The sequence below is a fragment of the Alteromonas sp. RKMC-009 genome (assembly GCF_003584565.2).
In the GTDB taxonomy this organism is placed as follows: domain Bacteria; phylum Pseudomonadota; class Gammaproteobacteria; order Enterobacterales; family Alteromonadaceae; genus Alteromonas.
Genome location: NZ_CP031010.1, coordinates 3651648 through 3668217 on the forward strand (window position 1 = coordinate 3651648; position 16570 = coordinate 3668217).

Consider the following 16570-nt stretch of genomic DNA (forward strand, 5'->3'; position numbering starts at 1 on the left):
ATTCTTTATGTTTCATTCTATCCGTATTCAACTGCTCACTGTTCTGATCATCATGATCGGACTGATCCTTGTGCAGGGTTTTCTCGGCCGTGCCAACGAGCAGGTTTTAACCGAAGGCATGAATAATACCCGCCAGGCGGTGATTGATGTGGGCATCGTAGGTGAACTGGAAAGAGATGTGGTGGATCTTCAGCGCAACGTACTGATTTTCCGTGAAACCGCCAGCCCGTCTGCGGTAACCCGTTTTGAGCGCCTGATGATTTCCATCACTGACAAGCTGGAAGCCCTTGAGACCTCTTCCATCTCTTCAACCTATGAATATACAGAAGATGACATTCTGGAACGCATGCGTACTCATCTGGTGTCTTATAAAGAGAACTTTCATGCGGTAGTGGATGACCGCCACCGCCGGGACCAGCTCATTGACTCAGGTTCACTGGTCGTCGTCAGACAAATTGAGAGCTTGTTGCAGGAAGTCGCGGAAAAACGTGAGATGCCGGCGGCAAAAATTGACCAGCTAAAAATGCATGTAACAGAAGCCGAGAATGCCGCATTGCGTTATCTGGTATCACCGGCACAGCAAAATATCTCCGAGTTTAATGCGTCACTGGCACCAGTTTATTCCCTGCTGGAAAGTGAGTCATCCGCTAACGAAGTAGCAATCCGCGAGCATATTCAACGTCTGGAAGAACGCTTTTTACGGCTGACCCAGATAACCCAAAGCAATATGTTTCTGGTTAATGTGGTCATGGCCGGCTCGGCTAACGAGTTTCTGTATCTCAGCCGCGAGCTTGCCGACCGGGTAAATGCCCGCACCAATCTGATTAACCGCAATGCGCAGAATGCCGCTATCGGGGCGCGGCTTAACGGTGAAATATACTCTGTTATCGCCATCATTCTCGCCTTCGCCTTCGCTATTTTTACTGTGCGCCGGGTCCTCAGCCCTATCCGCTCCATTACTTCTGTGTTTAATCAGCTGGCAGACGGTAAGCAGGTAGATGTATTGCCCGATCTCGACCGTAAAGACGAAATCGGCAAACTGGCCAAAGCAGCCAGCGTATTTAAAGACAAAAATGAGCAGACCCGCTCTCTGCTGAAAAATGCCCAGCAACTGAACGTCCAGCAGGAAGCATTAAACAAAGAACTCGCCGAATCCAAGAAGAAAGCAGAACAGGCCACCGCCTCTAAGAGTATTTTCCTGGCTAACATGAGCCATGAGATCCGCACGCCGCTTAACGGCATCATCGGCCTGCTGGAACTGGCTCATCAACAACCCATGTCAGCCATGCTGAAGGACTATCTGGACAAAGCCTCTTACTCCAGCCAAATCCTTGTCAGTGTGATTAACGACATTCTTGATTTCTCGAAAATTGAAGCCGGCAAGCTGGAACTGGAAAACGTCAGCTTCTCACTGCACTCCATTCTGGATAATCTGCTGGCGGTGGTGAGTTTGCGGGCGCAGGAGAAGAATCTCAGCGTTCATCTGGAGGTCGATCCCAAACTGCCACCACGTATAGTGGGCGACCCTCTGCGGTTATCTCAAATTCTCATGAACATCTGTACCAACGCCGTGAAGTTCACCCAGCAGGGAGCGATTAATGTCACCATTAAAGGCATGGTGAACCAGCAGGGTGATAAAGTGGTTCTGCGCATAGAAGTCGAAGATACCGGTATTGGCATGACCCAGTCGCAGGTTGACCGCATCTTCCAGCCGTTTACGCAGGCTGACGGTTCGACCAACCGTAAATTCGGCGGCTCCGGACTGGGACTGACGATTGTGAAACAGCTTACCGAACTGATGGCCGGTAAACTGAAAGTCACATCAATGCCCAATCACGGTTCTACTTTCGTGATCACCTTACCCATGAAAATACAGTCCGGTCAGAAAGGTATTCTTGCTGATTTGCCCCAGTTGCCGCTGGGCAGCTGTTATTATTCCGACAAGCCGTTGCTGCCGGCAGCCTATATTGAATTGTTGAATCTTCGCTCTGCCCGTCAGCCCCTTGCCATGGTGAAAAATGACGTGGGCGTGCCGCCTGCCGTGCTGGTTGAAATTGCTACCTATGCAGAATTCAAATCCCTGCTACCGCAGTTATCGCTGATAGAGCGGCAAAGTATTCCTGTGGGCATTGTCATGGAAACCCAGACCGGGCAATTGCAGGAGAAAATTCTTAGTCAATGGAAAGGTCCGGTTCTGCTTCATCCGTTTACACCGGCACAGTACCGCCGGTTTGTGTTCCGCCTTGCCGGCATAGAAGATTTTGAACAGTCAACTGAGGTGCCGGATGAATCCACCATGCTGGAAGGTCACATTCTGCTGGTAGAAGACAACAATATAAACCAGGTGGTCACCGGAGAGATGTTGTCTTCACTTGGTCTCACCTTCGATATTGCCGAAGACGGTTTGCAGGCTGTAACTAAAATCAATAATGCGCCGGTATACGACCTGGTGCTTATGGACGTTCAGATGCCGGTAATGGACGGTTACGAAGCCACCCGCAAAATTCGCCAGAAAGGCTTAAGTGAACTGCCCATCATTGGCTTGTCGGCCAACGCCATGAAAGAAGATGCCCAGCAGGCGATGCGTCACGGCATGACGGATTATCTCACCAAGCCGCTAAAACGTGCAGCGCTGGCCTCCATGCTGAAACGTTTTTTACAGGCCGAGTCCGGCGGACAATCTGCACGCAATAACAGTCAGCATAAATAGCAATCAGCATTTTAGCAGGATCAAAAAAGGAGCGTTTCCGCTCCTTTTTTACTACTTTGGAAATGCGCTTATAACGCGCTGATTGTGGCGTGCTGTTCTTTCAGTTTTGCCAACGCCGTTTCAGCTTCTTCCAGCTTACTACGTTCTTTGGCAATTACCGCTTCCGGTGCACTGTTTACAAACTTCTCGTTTGCCAGCTTACCCTGAGCACGGGCAACGTCCTGCTCTGCTTTACCCATCGCCTTGGCGATACGGGCAAGCTCAGCGTCTTTGTCAATCAGACCTGCCATTGGGATAAGAATTTCCATCTCTCCCACCAGCGCGGTGGCACTGGCCGGCGCCTGTTCACCCGCTTTTAACGTGGTAACAGATTCCAGCTTCGCCAGCTTATCGATGAACGGAGCGGCCAAATCAAGACGGGCCTGATCCTGCTCACTCACATTACGCAGAATAGCGTTTAGCGGCTTGTTAGGAGAAATGTCCATTTCACCACGGATATTACGGATACCGATGATGAAACGCTTCAGCCACTCGATATCGGCCAGTACCTTGTCGTTCTCACGTTCCGCTTTCACTTCAGGGAAAGACTGGATCATGATGCTGGTCTCGCCTTCTTTCACACCGGCGTCACTTAGCGGCGCGACACGCTGCCAGATGGTGTCGGTGATGAACGGCATGAGTGGGTGAAGCAGACGCAATAACTGCTCAAGTACGTTAATCAGCGTATGTCGGGTACCACGCTTCTCAGCATCGGTAGACGCCTCACTGTTCAGTACCGGCTTGGTCAGCTCCAGATACCAGTCACAGAACTGGTTCCAGGTAAACTCGTACACGGTTTGAGCAGCGATATCGAAGCGGTAATCAGCCAGCGCCGATTCAAACTCTTTCAGGGTTTTCTGGAATTGTGCCCAGATCCACTGATCCGCCAGACTCAGTACCAGTTCACCACCGTCACGACCGGTATCTTCGGTCTCGGTGTTCATCAGTACAAAGCGTGACGCGTTCCAGATCTTGTTACAGAAGTTACGGTAACCCTCAACGCGGCCCATATCGAAGTTGATATCACGGCTGGTTGACGCCATTGCGGCGAAGGTGAAGCGCAGCGCATCCGTACCGTAGGCATTGATGCCGTCAGGGAACTGTTTGCGGGTGTTCTTCTCAATCTTCTTCGCCAATTGCGGCTGCATCATGCCTGATGTGCGCTTGGTCACCAGTGATTCCAGATCGATACCGTCAATCAAATCGATAGGGTCCAGCACGTTACCTTTCGACTTCGACATTTTGTCGCCGTTCTCATCACGGATAAGACCGGTAATGTAGATATCTTTGAACGGGATCTTGCCAGTGAATTTCTTCGTCATCATGATCATTCTGGCCACCCAGAAGAAAATGATGTCAAAACCGGTGACCAGCACTGACGATGGTACAAACGTATCCAGTTCCGGCGTTTCTTCCGGCCAGCCCATGGTCGCAAACGGCCACAGCGCAGAAGAGAACCAGGTATCCAGTACATCATTGTCCTGTTTCAGTTCAACGGCGTCTTCCAGCTTGTAGCGACTCCGCACTTCCGCTTCGTCACGGCCAACGAATACATTACCTTCATTGTCGTACCATGCCGGGATGCGGTGTCCCCACCACAGCTGACGGGAAATACACCAGTCCTGAATGTTGTTCATCCACTGGTAGTAAGTTTTATTCCAGTTCTCAGGGATAAAGCGGATTTCACCGCTTTCCACCGCTTCAACCGCAGGCTTTGCCAGCGATTCAACGGCAACGTACCACTGGTCAGTCAGATAGGGTTCAATAACTGCACCGGTACGGTCGCCGCGGGGCACTTTAAGTTTGTGATCAACCACTTTCACCAGCAGACCTTCGGCGTCCAGATCAGCAACAATTTGCTTACGGGCGTCAAAACGGTCAAGACCGCGATAAGCTTCAGGGGCCTCATCGTTAATCTTTGCGTCGTCGGTGAACAGGTTGATCATCGGCAGGCTATGACGCTTACCCATGTCGTAATCGTTGAAATCGTGTGCCGGGGTGATTTTCACGCAGCCGGTGCCGAATTCCGGATCCACATAATCATCGGCGATAATAGGGATCAAGCGACCGGTAATTGGCAGGCGTATTTCCTTGCCTATCATGGACTGATAACGCTCGTCATCAGGATGAACCGCAACAGCCGTATCGCCCAGCATGGTTTCAGGACGGGTAGTTGCCACGACCAGTTCACCGGAACCGTCAGCTAGCGGATAGCGCATGTGCCACATGTGGCCGGCTTCTTCTTCGTTCAGTACTTCAAGGTCAGAAACCGCTGTGTGCAGTACCGGATCCCAGTTAACCAGACGCTTACCGCGGTAAATCAAACCTTCTTCATGCAAGCGAACAAAAACTTCTGTTACCGCTTTGGACAAATTGTCGTCCATGGTGAACACTTCACGGTCCCAGTCGGTAGACGTGCCCAGACGGCGCATCTGCCTGGTGATAGTGCCACCGGACTCTTCTTTCCATTCCCAGATCTTGTCGATAAAGGCTTCACGGCCTAAATCGTGACGGGTCTTGCCTTCAGCATTCAGACGGCGCTCTACCACCATCTGGGTAGCGATACCCGCGTGGTCCGTACCCACCTGCCATAAAGTGTTGTCGCCCTTCATGCGGTGATAACGGGTTAACGCGTCCATGATAGTTTGCTGGAAGCCGTGGCCCATGTGCAAACTGCCTGTTACGTTTGGTGGCGGCAGTAAAATACAATACGGGTCACCGTGTCCGGATGGCTTGAAATAGCCTGCTGCTTCCCATTTTTCGTAGCATTGCTGCTCAATGGATTGCGGTTCGAAGGTTTTATCCATTACTTACTCTCAACTGTCAGCAGATTTAAACTGCAACTGGCAGCCAGCCTGCTGATATTGTTTATAGCGAACCCGTGCCGCCTGTTTGGCGTCATCCGCCACCGGCACGAAGTCATAAATCGTTTGATAAGAATGCGGGGAGCTTAACATTTCCCCGCTTAAATTGACGATGAGATTGCGGCGGGAAAGTTGATTTTCCTGCCAGCAGATTTCCACCGGCGTACCGGCGCCCGGCCCTTCCCCGCACAAATTGTGCGGCACAAAGCGGCCAGCCGGCAATTGCCAGAGCAGCTCATCCACTGCTTCAGCGGAAGATTTGTCTGCACACAATACAACGCACTTCTGTCGCTGAGAATATGCAGTGGCAATCAGATCGCAGGCGCGGGATTCACCCGCGTCCTTACCATCACTGAGTTGCCAGAAGGTTACCTGAGGCATTGCGCTCAGTCCTCTTGTTTAATGCCTGAGCGGTTCATCAGGAACTGCGACAACATCGGTACCGGACGACCGGTGGCACCTTTGTTCTTGCCGCTTCGCCACGCTGTACCGGCGATGTCCATGTGCGCCCAGTTGTATTTCTTGGTGAAGCGGGACAGGAAACACGCTGCAGTAATAGAACCGGCTGCGCGGCCACCTAAGTTGGTGAAATCGGCAAACGGGCTTTCCAGCTGATCCTGATACTCATCCCACACAGGTAAACGCCATGCACGGTCAGAACTCTGATCGCCGGCATTCATCAGTTCATGGGCCAGCGGATTATGTGTGCTCATCAGTCCGGTTGCATGGTTACCCAGTGCAACAATCACCGCGCCGGTTAAAGTTGCCACGTCGATAACCAGTTCAGGCTCAAAACGCTCAACGTAAGTTAATGCATCACATAACACCAGACGGCCTTCTGCATCGGTATTTAACACTTCAACAGTCTGGCCGGACATGGTGGTGAGAATATCACCCGGGCGATAGGATTTGCCGTCCGGCATGTTTTCACAGCCAGCCAGCACGCCGATAACATTAACCGGCAGGTTCAGTTCAGCAACGGTTTGCATGGTCCCCAGCACACCGGCGGCTCCGCCCATGTCGTACTTCATCTCATCCATGCCTTCGCCTGGCTTGATGGAAATGCCGCCTGAGTCGAAGGTAAGGCCTTTACCCACCAGCACGATAGGCGCCTGATCATCCGGACCGCCTTTGTGAGTAATGATACTCATCATGGATTCATTTTCAGAACCGCGACCTACAGCCAGGTAAGAATTCATGCCCAGCTCAGCCATCATGGCTTCATTTACCACTTCTGCACTGATGCTGTCGTAGTTTTCAGCCAGCGACTGTGCCTGTTCCCACAGGTAGGCAGGGTTACAAATGTTTGGCGGCATGTTCGCCACGTCTTTGGTAAGGCTGGCACCTTTAGAAATCGCCAGTCCATGCTCAATAGCACGCTCGCCCACGGTAAGTTCACGGCGTGTAGGTACGTTCAGAACAATTTTACGTAACGGACGACGGGGTTCGCCCTTTTTGGTTTTCAGTTGCAGGAAGGTGTACAGGGAATCCTGCGTCGCTTCTACCGCCTGGCGCACTTTCCAGTAGGTATCACGGCCTTTCACGTGCAGTTCAGTAAGGAAGCACACCGCCTCCATCGAGCCGGTTTCATTCAGGGTTTTAATGGTTTTCGCGATGATTTGCTTATACTGACGCTCGTCCAGTTCACGCTCTTTACCGCAACCGACCAGTAACACCCGCTCGCTTAATACATTGGGTACATGATGCAGAAGTAACATCTGACCGGCTTTCCCTTCCAGGTCGCCGCGACGTAGCAGATTACTGATGTAACCTTCACTGATTTCATCCAGCTGTTCAGCCACCGCAGTTAAGCGACGAGGCTCGAAGACACCAACCACGATACAGGCGCTGCGTTGTTTCTCCGGACTGCCACTTTTTACACTAAATTCCACGATAACACCTCGCTCTTTTTATCTTGTGAATTGCATGACGATAATTTCGCATAACGTTTTGCGCTGCTTTATGTTTTAATACGCAGCCATATAAGCGATAAGACTGTGTTTGACGCTTTCTGTCGTGTTTGCCGTACTGCTACAATAGTCTGTGACTTGTGTAACGAAAACGGAAAAATTTGCGTCGTTTTCATGCAATCGGGTTATTGATATACAGGCAAAACTTGTAAAAACAGTTAGTTTACTCAACATCGTGCGCTTTTTCACTATAAATCCAAATTTTCCAGAGGTGCCGGAATGCTGATATTCCGTTATCTGATAAAGGAAACGCTTAAGTCACAGATGGCCATCTTTTTTATCCTGATGGCCATTTTTGTCACTTTGCGTTTCGTGCGTGTACTCGGCGACGCATCAGACGGCGATATTCCCGCCGGGCTTGTGCTGGGTTTCCTTGGCCTGTACGCGCCCATACTCTCTTCTCTCGTTCTGCCCATCAGTGCTTATCTTGGCATTATGCTCGCTCATGGCCGGCTTTACGTCGACTCTGAAATGACCGTTATGCGGGCCTGCGGGATAAGCGAGTGGTACATCACCAGAGTGATGCTGTTGCTGTCTGTGTTCATAATGATTATTTGTGGTGTGATTACTCTTTATCTAGCCCCCAGTGCGGCAGAAAGTGAGTACCAGCTTCGCGAAAAAGCCAGAAGTGAAGCGGGCTTTTCAGCTATTATGCCAGGCCGGTTCCAGCAAACCGGTAACGAGAAAGCGGTTATTTTCGTGCACGACATCGACAGTCAGGACGATACCTTGAAACGGGTTTTCCTGTCTCAAACCCAGCAGGACGGTAACACCGACCGCGTGCGGGTGGTACAGGCGAAAACCGGACAAATTCAAAATAACCCGGACGGCACCCGTAACCTGGTATTGCGGGAAGGCGTGCAGTACGAAGGTACGCAAACGGAGAAGAAATACCGTAAGGTTGCCTTCGATGAATATCAAATTCAGATTGCCGATGAAAAGCAGGACGAGCCCCGCCGTAAAGTGAGTGTATTACCGACCATGGAACTGCTGAGCGACGACTCGATTGAAGCGCGGGCAGAGTTGCAATGGCGTATCGCCATTCCCCTTTCCATTCCTTTTTTGGTGTTGATTGCTGTGCCGTTAAGTTCGGTGGATCCCCGTCAGGGCCGGTTTGGCAAAATGTTTCCTGCGATCCTGCTGTATCTCGGTTACTTCCTGTTGCTGCTGGCCAGCCGCCGGGTGCTGGAAGATGGCAAAATCCCTATCCAGTTAGGTTTGTGGTGGGTGCACGGCATCATGCTGATAATCGGTATCACACTGATAGTCAGGGACCGGCGGACCGGCACTGAACTGCGCGCACGTATACTGGGGAGAAAATAGATGTTTCGTATTCTCGACCTGTATATTGCCCGCACCCTGCTTGGCACCATTACCGTAACCTTATCCGTGCTGATTGGTTTGTCTGCCCTCATTAAGTTTGTTGAGCAGTTAAGAAAACTGGGTGAAGGCAATTACGATATCGTGGTTGCCGGGCTGTATGTATTGCTCAGCCTGCCCCGGGATCTCGAACAGTTCTTTCCCATGGCGACCCTCCTTGGCGGTCTCATCGGCATGGGATTACTGGCCAGTAACAGTGAACTGGTGGTTATGCAGGCCTCCGGCCTGAGCCGCTGGAACATCATTAATTCAGCTATGAAATCGGCGCTGGTCATGATCCTGTTGGTCATGGCGGTCGGTGAATGGGTAACGCCATACAGCGAATCGAAAGCGAAGGAAATCCGCACCGAGGCCATTTCCGGGGGCAGCCTGTTCTCCTCAGATGCCCTGACATGGGCTAAAGACGGTGAGCATTTTGTCAGTATCGGCCAGGTGGTTACCCGCGAGTCGTTGCGGGATATCAGCATTTTCGATTTCAACAGCGACCTGACGCTGAACACCCTGACCTGGGCCAAAGAAGGCAATTACGATGGTGAAGTATGGTGGCTCGATGATGTGTCGGTTACCCGCTTTACCGACAAGCACATTGATATTACTGACCATGCCCGTCAGCAATGGAACTCTACACTGACGCCGGATAAGTTAGGCATCGTAGCAATTAAGCCCGAAGCACTGTCTATTCAGGGGCTGTATGATTATGTGCAGTACAGAAAAGGCAACGGACAGGACAGCACCCGCTACGAGCTGGCATTCTGGCGTAAAGTCTTCCAGCCTGTGTCCATTGCAGTCATGCTGTTAATGGCCCTGTCGTTTATTTTTGGTCCGCTTCGCAGCGTCACCATGGGTGCCAGAGTGATCATGGGTGTGCTTACCGGTTTTGGCTTCTTCATCACCAATGAAGTGTTCGGCCCGTTAAGTCTGGTGTATTCATTACCCCCCGTTGTCGCCGCCCTGCTGCCCAGCCTGCTGTTTGCCGGCGTGGCCACCTTATTGCTGCGACGCTGATAAAAAAGCTTTCAGACTGCCGTCACGACCACATTACTACCAGCTTTTGTGGTCGTTGGCTTCTTTAGACAAGTGAACCACTTCAGTTTTAGCGACCCGGTCCTGTAGTGACTGCTTGTTTTTAAAATCCACCAGCACCAGCAAGGTACCCAGTCCGCCCAGTGACGTGATCAGGCGTAAAATCAACCTGCCCCAGGTAACCGGCTCATCAACCGTACTGAAAATACGTAAGCGCCATGCCCGCATACCAATAGTCTGACCGCCCTTCTTCCAGAACCACAGAAAGAAGCCCGTGATCCAAAGCCCTACCCATACCTGGATGAGTGTTTTATAAAGCAGAGATTGCTGAATCAAATCAGCGGGCTCTGCAAAGCCCTGCAAACTCAGCACATCGTTTTTCAGTAGCACAACCAGCGTGACTATCATCACCATGGCTGCACACATGCCTACCGCAACAGCTACCAGTGTGTCGTACACCATCGCCAGCAAACGGCGGAAGAATCCGGCACGGTTGGGTACCGTGCTTTCTTGCAATGTACCAGCCGGCTCAGTAACCGGCGCTTTCTTTTTTTGTTTTCCCACAAGCTCTTCACTTCGTTACGCAACGCACAGCTTTAATAGTAAAGCTCCGGCACAGCACTACAGGTTAAATTTGTTTAAAACAGCCACGCCAGAATAACCCGGAGTAAACAGGAGACAAACACTTCGGGTATGGAAATCGACAGATGTACGACCTGAATCAAGTACCTCGACAACGATTGCACATTCTTTAGCCAGACTGCCACACAAACCCTGATTTTCAGGAAAAAGTGCTTGTCTCTGCAACGCGTATCGCTATAATGCATCCCTCATCGACACCATGTCGAATGCCAGTGTGATGGAATTGGTAGACATAGGGGATTCAAAATCCCCCGCCTTCGGGTGTGGCGGTTCGAGTCCGCCCACTGGTACCATTCTCTTCCTTAGCGGAAGAAACAATAAACCGACTTTTTAGTCGGTTTTTTTATGCTTACTCACCATACACAGGGGACAGCACTCACCTAGTCATACTTTCGGGACAGAGTATTTTTCCATTGCATCTTTGAAAAGTATGTTACTTTCATCTTCAAACCTAGTCCTGTTACTATTTAGCTCCTGAAACTTCCCATATAGGTTTCGATAAATTATTTCATGAGCTTTATTTTTTACTTCCTTCTCATCTATATCGTCCATATCAAATCCTTCTTTCAACCCAGTATTAAGAAGTTGCAATAGCTCTTCTTTCGTAATCTTATCAATTTCTTTCCAGGCATTGCCGTCTATGGAGTAATGTCCACGACCGTTTTCAATTTTTAAGCATTTCATATCCTTCCCCCCTATCCTTATAAGGAATTTCGCCGGCTTCCAAACAGCTTAGTAAAACATCATGGTTTTTAATCTTTTCACCATCCAGACTTACCAACTCTTTATCACTCGGATAACCTGCAAAAATCATATAACGCACTTCCCCATCTTTGATAATCTTCTTTGTATAAAGTAGATAGTCTGGTCGAATAGAAGCACCAACCGTAGCGTTATGTGTTACCACAACAACAGGCATATTTTGAGAAATTTCTTTTATTAGATTATTTACTTTTGTAAGCAGAAATGTATTGTCAAAGGAAGATTCTGGCTCATCGATAAGTAACATATCATACTGCTGTGAATCACTTATTTCTTCTAATAGCCTAAATTCTGAACGCTCTCCACCTGAAACTGGATAACCGTGCGAATTCAGTATTTTATAGTCAATTTTAATAAAGTACTTATAGTATTCCGACTCTTCTAGGCCTGCTATGTTTCTGAGCTCTTTCAAATATTCGTAGCCAGATTCTGAATATTTGTTGTAAGCATCACTAAAGCGAAGCATCCTACCTGACAAACTTTTCAAGTCACTAGCGCCACTGAAGACTCTGCGCTCAGCGACCTTACTGAACCCTTTAATACTTTTCTTAAAAAATTGAGATGGAACCTTAACCTTCTCGACCAGTTCGTTGAATTTATGGACTTTCATGGAACACTGCATAACATGATACATATCTATGTCATGTATTGAGACAGCAGCAGTCTGCAATTTTAATTCACTTTGTATATTACTAACTAGATCATTTACGAAAGTCTTCTTAAGCTGCTCTTCTTTTTTGCTTGTAAACTCTCGTACTAAGTCCAGAATGAGAAATTTCAAAGACTTCCTAGTTATATGCCGACTAATTATTGGCTCATACTCAGTGTTTTCAATAAGCTTCTCTACTGATCTAATTAACTCGCGTAACGTTTTGAGATCGTCAACTGTAAATTTAGTCTCACGGAATAGTGATGCCTTTGCGAAAGAATCTAATTTATCAGATTCAGCCGCATGACTTAACAAGGAGTCTATATACTTTCCAACACTTGATTCAATTTCATCCAAATTAATACTCGCTAAGCTGTCAACAGCAGCCTTAAACTCTTCAAGATGCTCTTGTGTAATCAAGCTATGCTTCGTCTTTAACTGAGTAGAAAAAACCTTTTCATCATCTTCACTATCACTTTCTAAAAGTGAAAATTGTTTTATGTATTTAATTTTTTCTTCTTCATTTTGAGAGTATCGCGAATTCAACTCCGAAGTGCACCACTCGCTAAATTAGGCAGCCTTGCGTAATTCATTGAATACCGCAACAGGTTGCCTGAAGCCGAGGCTCTTTCTCGGTCTGGCATTTAATGCCCGCTCTATTTCACTAATTTGCCTATCCGATACCGTCCGTAAATCGGTGCCTTTCCTGATGTACTGGCGCAGTAAACCGTTGAAGTTCTCATTCAGTCCGCGTTCCCAGGATGAGTACGGATTCGCGAAGTAGATATTGGTTTTGAGCTTCTCAGCGACCAGCTCGTGGTCACAGAATTCGCTGCCGTTGTCCGCTGTGATTGTTCGGACATGACCTCGATATTTCCACAGCATGCCAACTATGGCTCGGGCCACGTCTGCTGCGCTTTTCGCTGGCACTTTGCGTATCAGGTATAGCTTACTTTTGCGCTCGACTAGACTAACAATCGCGCCCGTTCCTTGCTTGCCCAGAACCGTGTCAGCTTCCCAGTCACCGAACCGTTTTTTCTTGTTCACAATAGCGGGACGATGCTCAATGCCAACGCGATTCGGAATAATTATCCGCTTCGCACGGTCACCTTTACGATACCTTCTGTGACTCTGGCGCAGCTGTTTGTACAACCTACCGCCACTCAATTTATCACGCTGGACGTAGCGATAAATCCATTCGTGACTGACATGATGACCGATGATTTTACCTACACCAGCAATTTGCTCAGGGCTCCATTTTTCGTTCAGCCCGAACTCAACAAAGGTAATCGTCAGTTCAGACATCCTGAACTTTGCGGCTTGGCTACGTCGCTTCAATGCCTTCGCCTGAGCCACTTCCGGCAAATAGTGGTTATCCCGAATTCTATTGCGATTTACTTCCCGACTGATTGTGCTGTGACTCACGCTCAGACGTTTTCCGATCTCCCTGTAACTGAAACCCTCGCGTAAGTAGGCCTCAATCTGGTATCGTTGTCCCTCGATCAACTGCTTGTAACTCATGGTAATACTCTAATTGTTTGGCGACTTTAGAATACCACCAACAGGCAGTTGATCATCTATCACCCGTTAACCATGAGTGGTGCACTTATTATCTGAATTCGGGCCAAGTCTGTAGAAGCTCGAAATCTACTATTCCTTTTTGCTGTTTATTTATCACAACTTCTGCCAGCTTTAAGTGTGTGTTGAGAAGTTTTTTCTCAGTATGTGATAGATTATTGAAAACGCGTGGCTTGGAAAAATATTTATCCACAATTCTCAAGTCATCAAATGTGAACTCTACAGAGTTTTTTAACTTGGGTTTTATGTATAGAGTTTTATACTCTCGGAGGTATTTAAATATAAACTTAGGGTGTCGTTTGGAATATTCTTTTTCGAGTGCTTTGAATTGATGAAACGGATTTTTTAATTTATTGTCCTCAAATGCATAATACTCGAGTTTTGGTGGGGATAGTGATTTTTCATGCTGTTTGCTAATTGATAGATTACTTTCCCTACTTAGCTTCCTTTTGTCTACTCTTTTTTTTATCTTGTACTTTTCATTTTTCAAGAAACGTTTGCGTAGTTTTGAATTGTTTTTCTCATAGAGGATTTCTAGATATTCACTCCACGCATAGACCCACTCCGAAACTTCTTCAAAATCTAGCTGCACAGATTTGTTTATTTTGTTTTTGTAAATACGAAAATAGTCCTCAGCTGCTGAATAAAGTTTTTCGTATCTCTCTAACTCTTCGAGTTCACTCTCATTGCCAATTTCAAATAGGGGCAATTTATTTAGCTGTCCAGATAAATAATCGCGAAGAGACAATAACTGATGTATTGAAATGATCCTGCGATGACCTCCTCGAGGGTCTTTATTACATCTGGCTATGTCGTTTGCTCTGCTCTTCGTTTTTCTGACCAAGCGATATTCGATGCGCTCATGACGTCCCAGTATCTGGCGACTTTCGACAATATATTCTTCAAGGTCAAAATCGTTTTCAATACTCCATGTCATAAAGAACTCATTTTTATCCAGAATTTTTATTTAATCAATTGATTTTTAAGGTTTTATTTTTTGATTCGTAACCTTTTATATTCATTTTTTATCAATATAGCACACTTTCTGTGTTTTATAAGTTCGAGGTGACAGGTGAATTAGCTCGCAGAGGAAAGTTGGCTTTGTCACATGCGTGAAAATGTAAATCGCAAGACGATGTACTACATCGGCGCTTGCTGGGCAACTTACATTAATTCACATATTGGAGAGTCTGCGATGACGCAAAAGAAAAAGTCGACGAAAAGAAAATTAAAAAATAATAAAAAGAGAAGGTTAGTCAAAAAGTCGGGAACTTCCTCACCTAAAGTAAAACTTAGTTTAAAGGAGATTTCAGAGAGTTTGCGAAGTGCTAAACAAGATTTCACGAAAGGGCTTTTGCAGTTAGCCAAAATTAATGATTGGAATAAGCTGGGCTATAGTAGCTTAAAGAACTTTATAGAAAAAGAGCACCCTGAGCTGGAATACGCAGCCGTGCTAGCAACTTTAAATGCAGCGATAACTGAGCAAAGGTTATTCGGAACCAAATCCATAGGCATGTACTCGATGAATGCGATGCGCAGTCTAAAACATCTAGATGACTCGCAAATCAAAGAGTTTAAGAAGCTGGCGCAGGATAAATGGAAAGATGAAGGAAATTCTGAAATTCGTATATCACCCAAATGGCTTACTCGCACTAAGGTCGAAGAGCTTAAAGCCTCGCTACTCTTACAGCATGATAAAGCTACGTCAGCTAAATCTGGTATCAACAAGGACGCTTCGTCAAATAAAAAATCTGTGAAGAAGAAAGATCTTGATAGGCCGGCTAAAAAATTAACGCGGGCGCTAAAGGATTATAATGAGGATACTGATTTCCTTAAATTTTTAATGGATTTTTTAGCAAAAGAGCTTCGTTCCTCTCATGGTGAAGATTTACTTGAAAAAGTAAAGAAAGAGTTGAAGATTTCAATTGAAAGAGTTCGCTCCAATCGTAAGATTAAGAAAAAAGGAGGCCGAAAATGAGTACTCCAAATATCCCTGGCCTGGAATTGGATGCGCTATCGTTAACACTTAATACACAGAGAAAATACCTTACTACTCTTAAAAAAAATATCGAAGCTTTTAGCAATGACGATTTTTTTTCAGCTGAAAAGGGTGAATTTAGTGCGTCCAGATATCGTAAAACAGTAAGAGTCGATTTGGGGGAGGGCATCAGAACAATGTGGGTACAGGTAAACCCATTCAATGGTGATGATTCACCTTTAAGAATTGAGTTTAAAGGACACCCCTATGAAGAAGTGCATTACGAACGGGCTGTTCAAATTATTAAAGTTTTACTCCTGAATATTCCGACTGAGAAGGTCTACACCTGTGTAACACGTATTGATGTTGCTATGAATGTTGAAGGTTCACTTGATTATTTGTACTGCCACAAACTTCGTTCAAAAGTCTACAGTGCGACTTTTGCTCAGAAAGGTGAGCTTGTTTGTATCAGGCTAGGAAAATCCACTTCGAAATTTTATCTGTGTATTTACGCCAAGCAATGGAAAGAGTCTCGGTACTCTTACGTTACCAGTCCGGGTTGCCTAAGAGTAGAAATGCGATTTAAGCCCAGAGCACCTCTGGAATCTATTTTTACCGAATTGGATATTCAAAAACGTTTAGACAGTATTTTATTTATTAATAGGAGGCGACTATTTAACAAAAATATTCTTACGGCGAGTCAGAGGTCAATAGTCCGTAGATTCGGCATCACTCCATTAATTATGTCATATAGTCCTAACGAGAAACGCCAGTTGATAAATAAATTGAAAGAGTTTAATGAACCTCTGCTATCTCCAGACTTCGTCTTGAAAAGGTGTAAAGAAATTCAGGATCAGTTATGTGGATTATTAGGCAATCCCGAATTCAGATAATAAGTGCACCACTCATGGTTAACGGGTGATAGATGATCAACTGCCTGTTGGTGGTATTCTAAAGTCGCCAAACAATTAGAGT

General features: G+C 47.0%; 13 protein-coding genes and 1 tRNA gene. 6 read left to right on the forward strand and 8 right to left on the reverse strand.

Going from position 1 to position 16570, the window contains the following annotated elements; all coding sequences use genetic code 11:
• Positions 1 to 7 precede the first annotated feature (7 nt).
• Positions 8 to 2710, forward strand: coding sequence for an ATP-binding protein (locus DS731_RS16195; protein WP_119502317.1), 2703 nt, complete (start codon positions 8 to 10; stop codon positions 2708 to 2710).
• Between the two features lie 68 nt (positions 2711 to 2778).
• On the opposite strand, the gene DS731_RS16200 is transcribed toward DS731_RS16195, so the two are convergent.
• From DS731_RS16200 to pepA, 3 genes are read right to left on the reverse strand one after another with little or no spacing between them, the layout of a single operon-like run.
• The gene (locus DS731_RS16200; protein ID WP_119502318.1) at positions 2779 to 5556 is read right to left on the reverse strand and encodes a valine--tRNA ligase; all 2778 of its coding nucleotides are present in this window, start codon (positions 5554 to 5556) and stop codon (positions 2779 to 2781) included.
• A 9-nt stretch (positions 5557 to 5565) separates the two neighbouring features.
• Positions 5566 to 5994 carry a DNA polymerase III subunit chi gene (locus tag DS731_RS16205; protein ID WP_119502319.1) on the reverse strand — a complete coding sequence of 143 codons (429 nt, stop codon included), beginning with the start codon at positions 5992 to 5994 and terminating at the stop codon, positions 5566 to 5568.
• A gap of 5 nt (positions 5995 to 5999) precedes the next feature.
• The gene (gene pepA, locus DS731_RS16210; protein ID WP_119502320.1) at positions 6000 to 7505 is read right to left on the reverse strand and encodes a leucyl aminopeptidase; all 1506 of its coding nucleotides are present in this window, start codon (positions 7503 to 7505) and stop codon (positions 6000 to 6002) included.
• Positions 7506 to 7802: 297 nt separating this feature from the next.
• Here pepA and lptF point away from each other — a divergent pair, with 297 nt between their 5' ends.
• Both lptF and lptG read left to right on the forward strand, forming a co-directional pair.
• On the forward strand, positions 7803 to 8906 hold the full coding sequence (gene lptF / locus DS731_RS16215) for an LPS export ABC transporter permease LptF (protein WP_119502321.1): 1104 nt from the start codon (positions 7803 to 7805) through the stop codon (positions 8904 to 8906).
• Complete coding sequence (lptG, locus tag DS731_RS16220) at positions 8907 to 9968, forward strand: LPS export ABC transporter permease LptG (protein WP_119502322.1); 1062 nt, start codon at positions 8907 to 8909, stop codon at positions 9966 to 9968.
• 36 nt (positions 9969 to 10004) lie between these two features.
• Here the strand turns inward: lptG and DS731_RS16225 are convergent, their stop codons facing one another.
• Positions 10005 to 10448 (reverse strand): RDD family protein, encoded by a 444-nt coding sequence (locus tag DS731_RS16225; protein WP_232373567.1) that lies wholly within the window; start codon positions 10446 to 10448, stop codon positions 10005 to 10007.
• Between the two features lie 388 nt (positions 10449 to 10836).
• Between DS731_RS16225 and DS731_RS16230 the strand changes: the two genes are divergently transcribed.
• Positions 10837 to 10921 (forward strand) — tRNA-Leu (locus DS731_RS16230).
• Positions 10922 to 11012: 91 nt separating this feature from the next.
• On the opposite strand, the gene DS731_RS16235 is transcribed toward DS731_RS16230, so the two are convergent.
• From DS731_RS16235 to DS731_RS16250, 4 genes are all read right to left on the reverse strand, one after another.
• Positions 11013 to 11312, reverse strand: a complete 300-nt coding sequence (locus DS731_RS16235) for a hypothetical protein (RefSeq protein WP_119502324.1) — start codon at positions 11310 to 11312, stop codon at positions 11013 to 11015.
• Positions 11293 to 12585 (reverse strand): hypothetical protein, encoded by a 1293-nt coding sequence (locus tag DS731_RS16240; RefSeq protein ID WP_119502325.1) that lies wholly within the window; start codon positions 12583 to 12585, stop codon positions 11293 to 11295. The genes DS731_RS16235 and DS731_RS16240 overlap by 20 nt, the downstream gene beginning before the upstream one ends.
• A 24-nt stretch (positions 12586 to 12609) precedes the next feature.
• Complete coding sequence (locus tag DS731_RS16245) at positions 12610 to 13560, reverse strand: IS30 family transposase (protein ID WP_119501804.1); 951 nt, start codon at positions 13558 to 13560, stop codon at positions 12610 to 12612.
• An 88-nt stretch (positions 13561 to 13648) separates the two neighbouring features.
• Positions 13649 to 14554 (reverse strand): hypothetical protein, encoded by a 906-nt coding sequence (locus DS731_RS16250; RefSeq protein ID WP_119502326.1) that lies wholly within the window; start codon positions 14552 to 14554, stop codon positions 13649 to 13651.
• A 171-nt stretch (positions 14555 to 14725) separates the two neighbouring features.
• On the opposite strand from DS731_RS16250, the gene DS731_RS16255 reads away from it, so the two are divergent.
• Both DS731_RS16255 and DS731_RS16260 read left to right on the forward strand, forming a co-directional pair.
• Positions 14726 to 15595, forward strand: a complete 870-nt coding sequence (locus DS731_RS16255) for a hypothetical protein (RefSeq protein WP_119502327.1) — start codon at positions 14726 to 14728, stop codon at positions 15593 to 15595.
• A complete protein-coding gene (locus tag DS731_RS16260; RefSeq protein ID WP_119502328.1) occupies positions 15592 to 16488 on the forward strand; it encodes a hypothetical protein in 897 nt (298 codons plus the stop codon). The genes DS731_RS16255 and DS731_RS16260 overlap by 4 nt, the downstream gene beginning before the upstream one ends.
• The last annotated feature ends 82 nt before the right edge of the window (positions 16489 to 16570 follow it).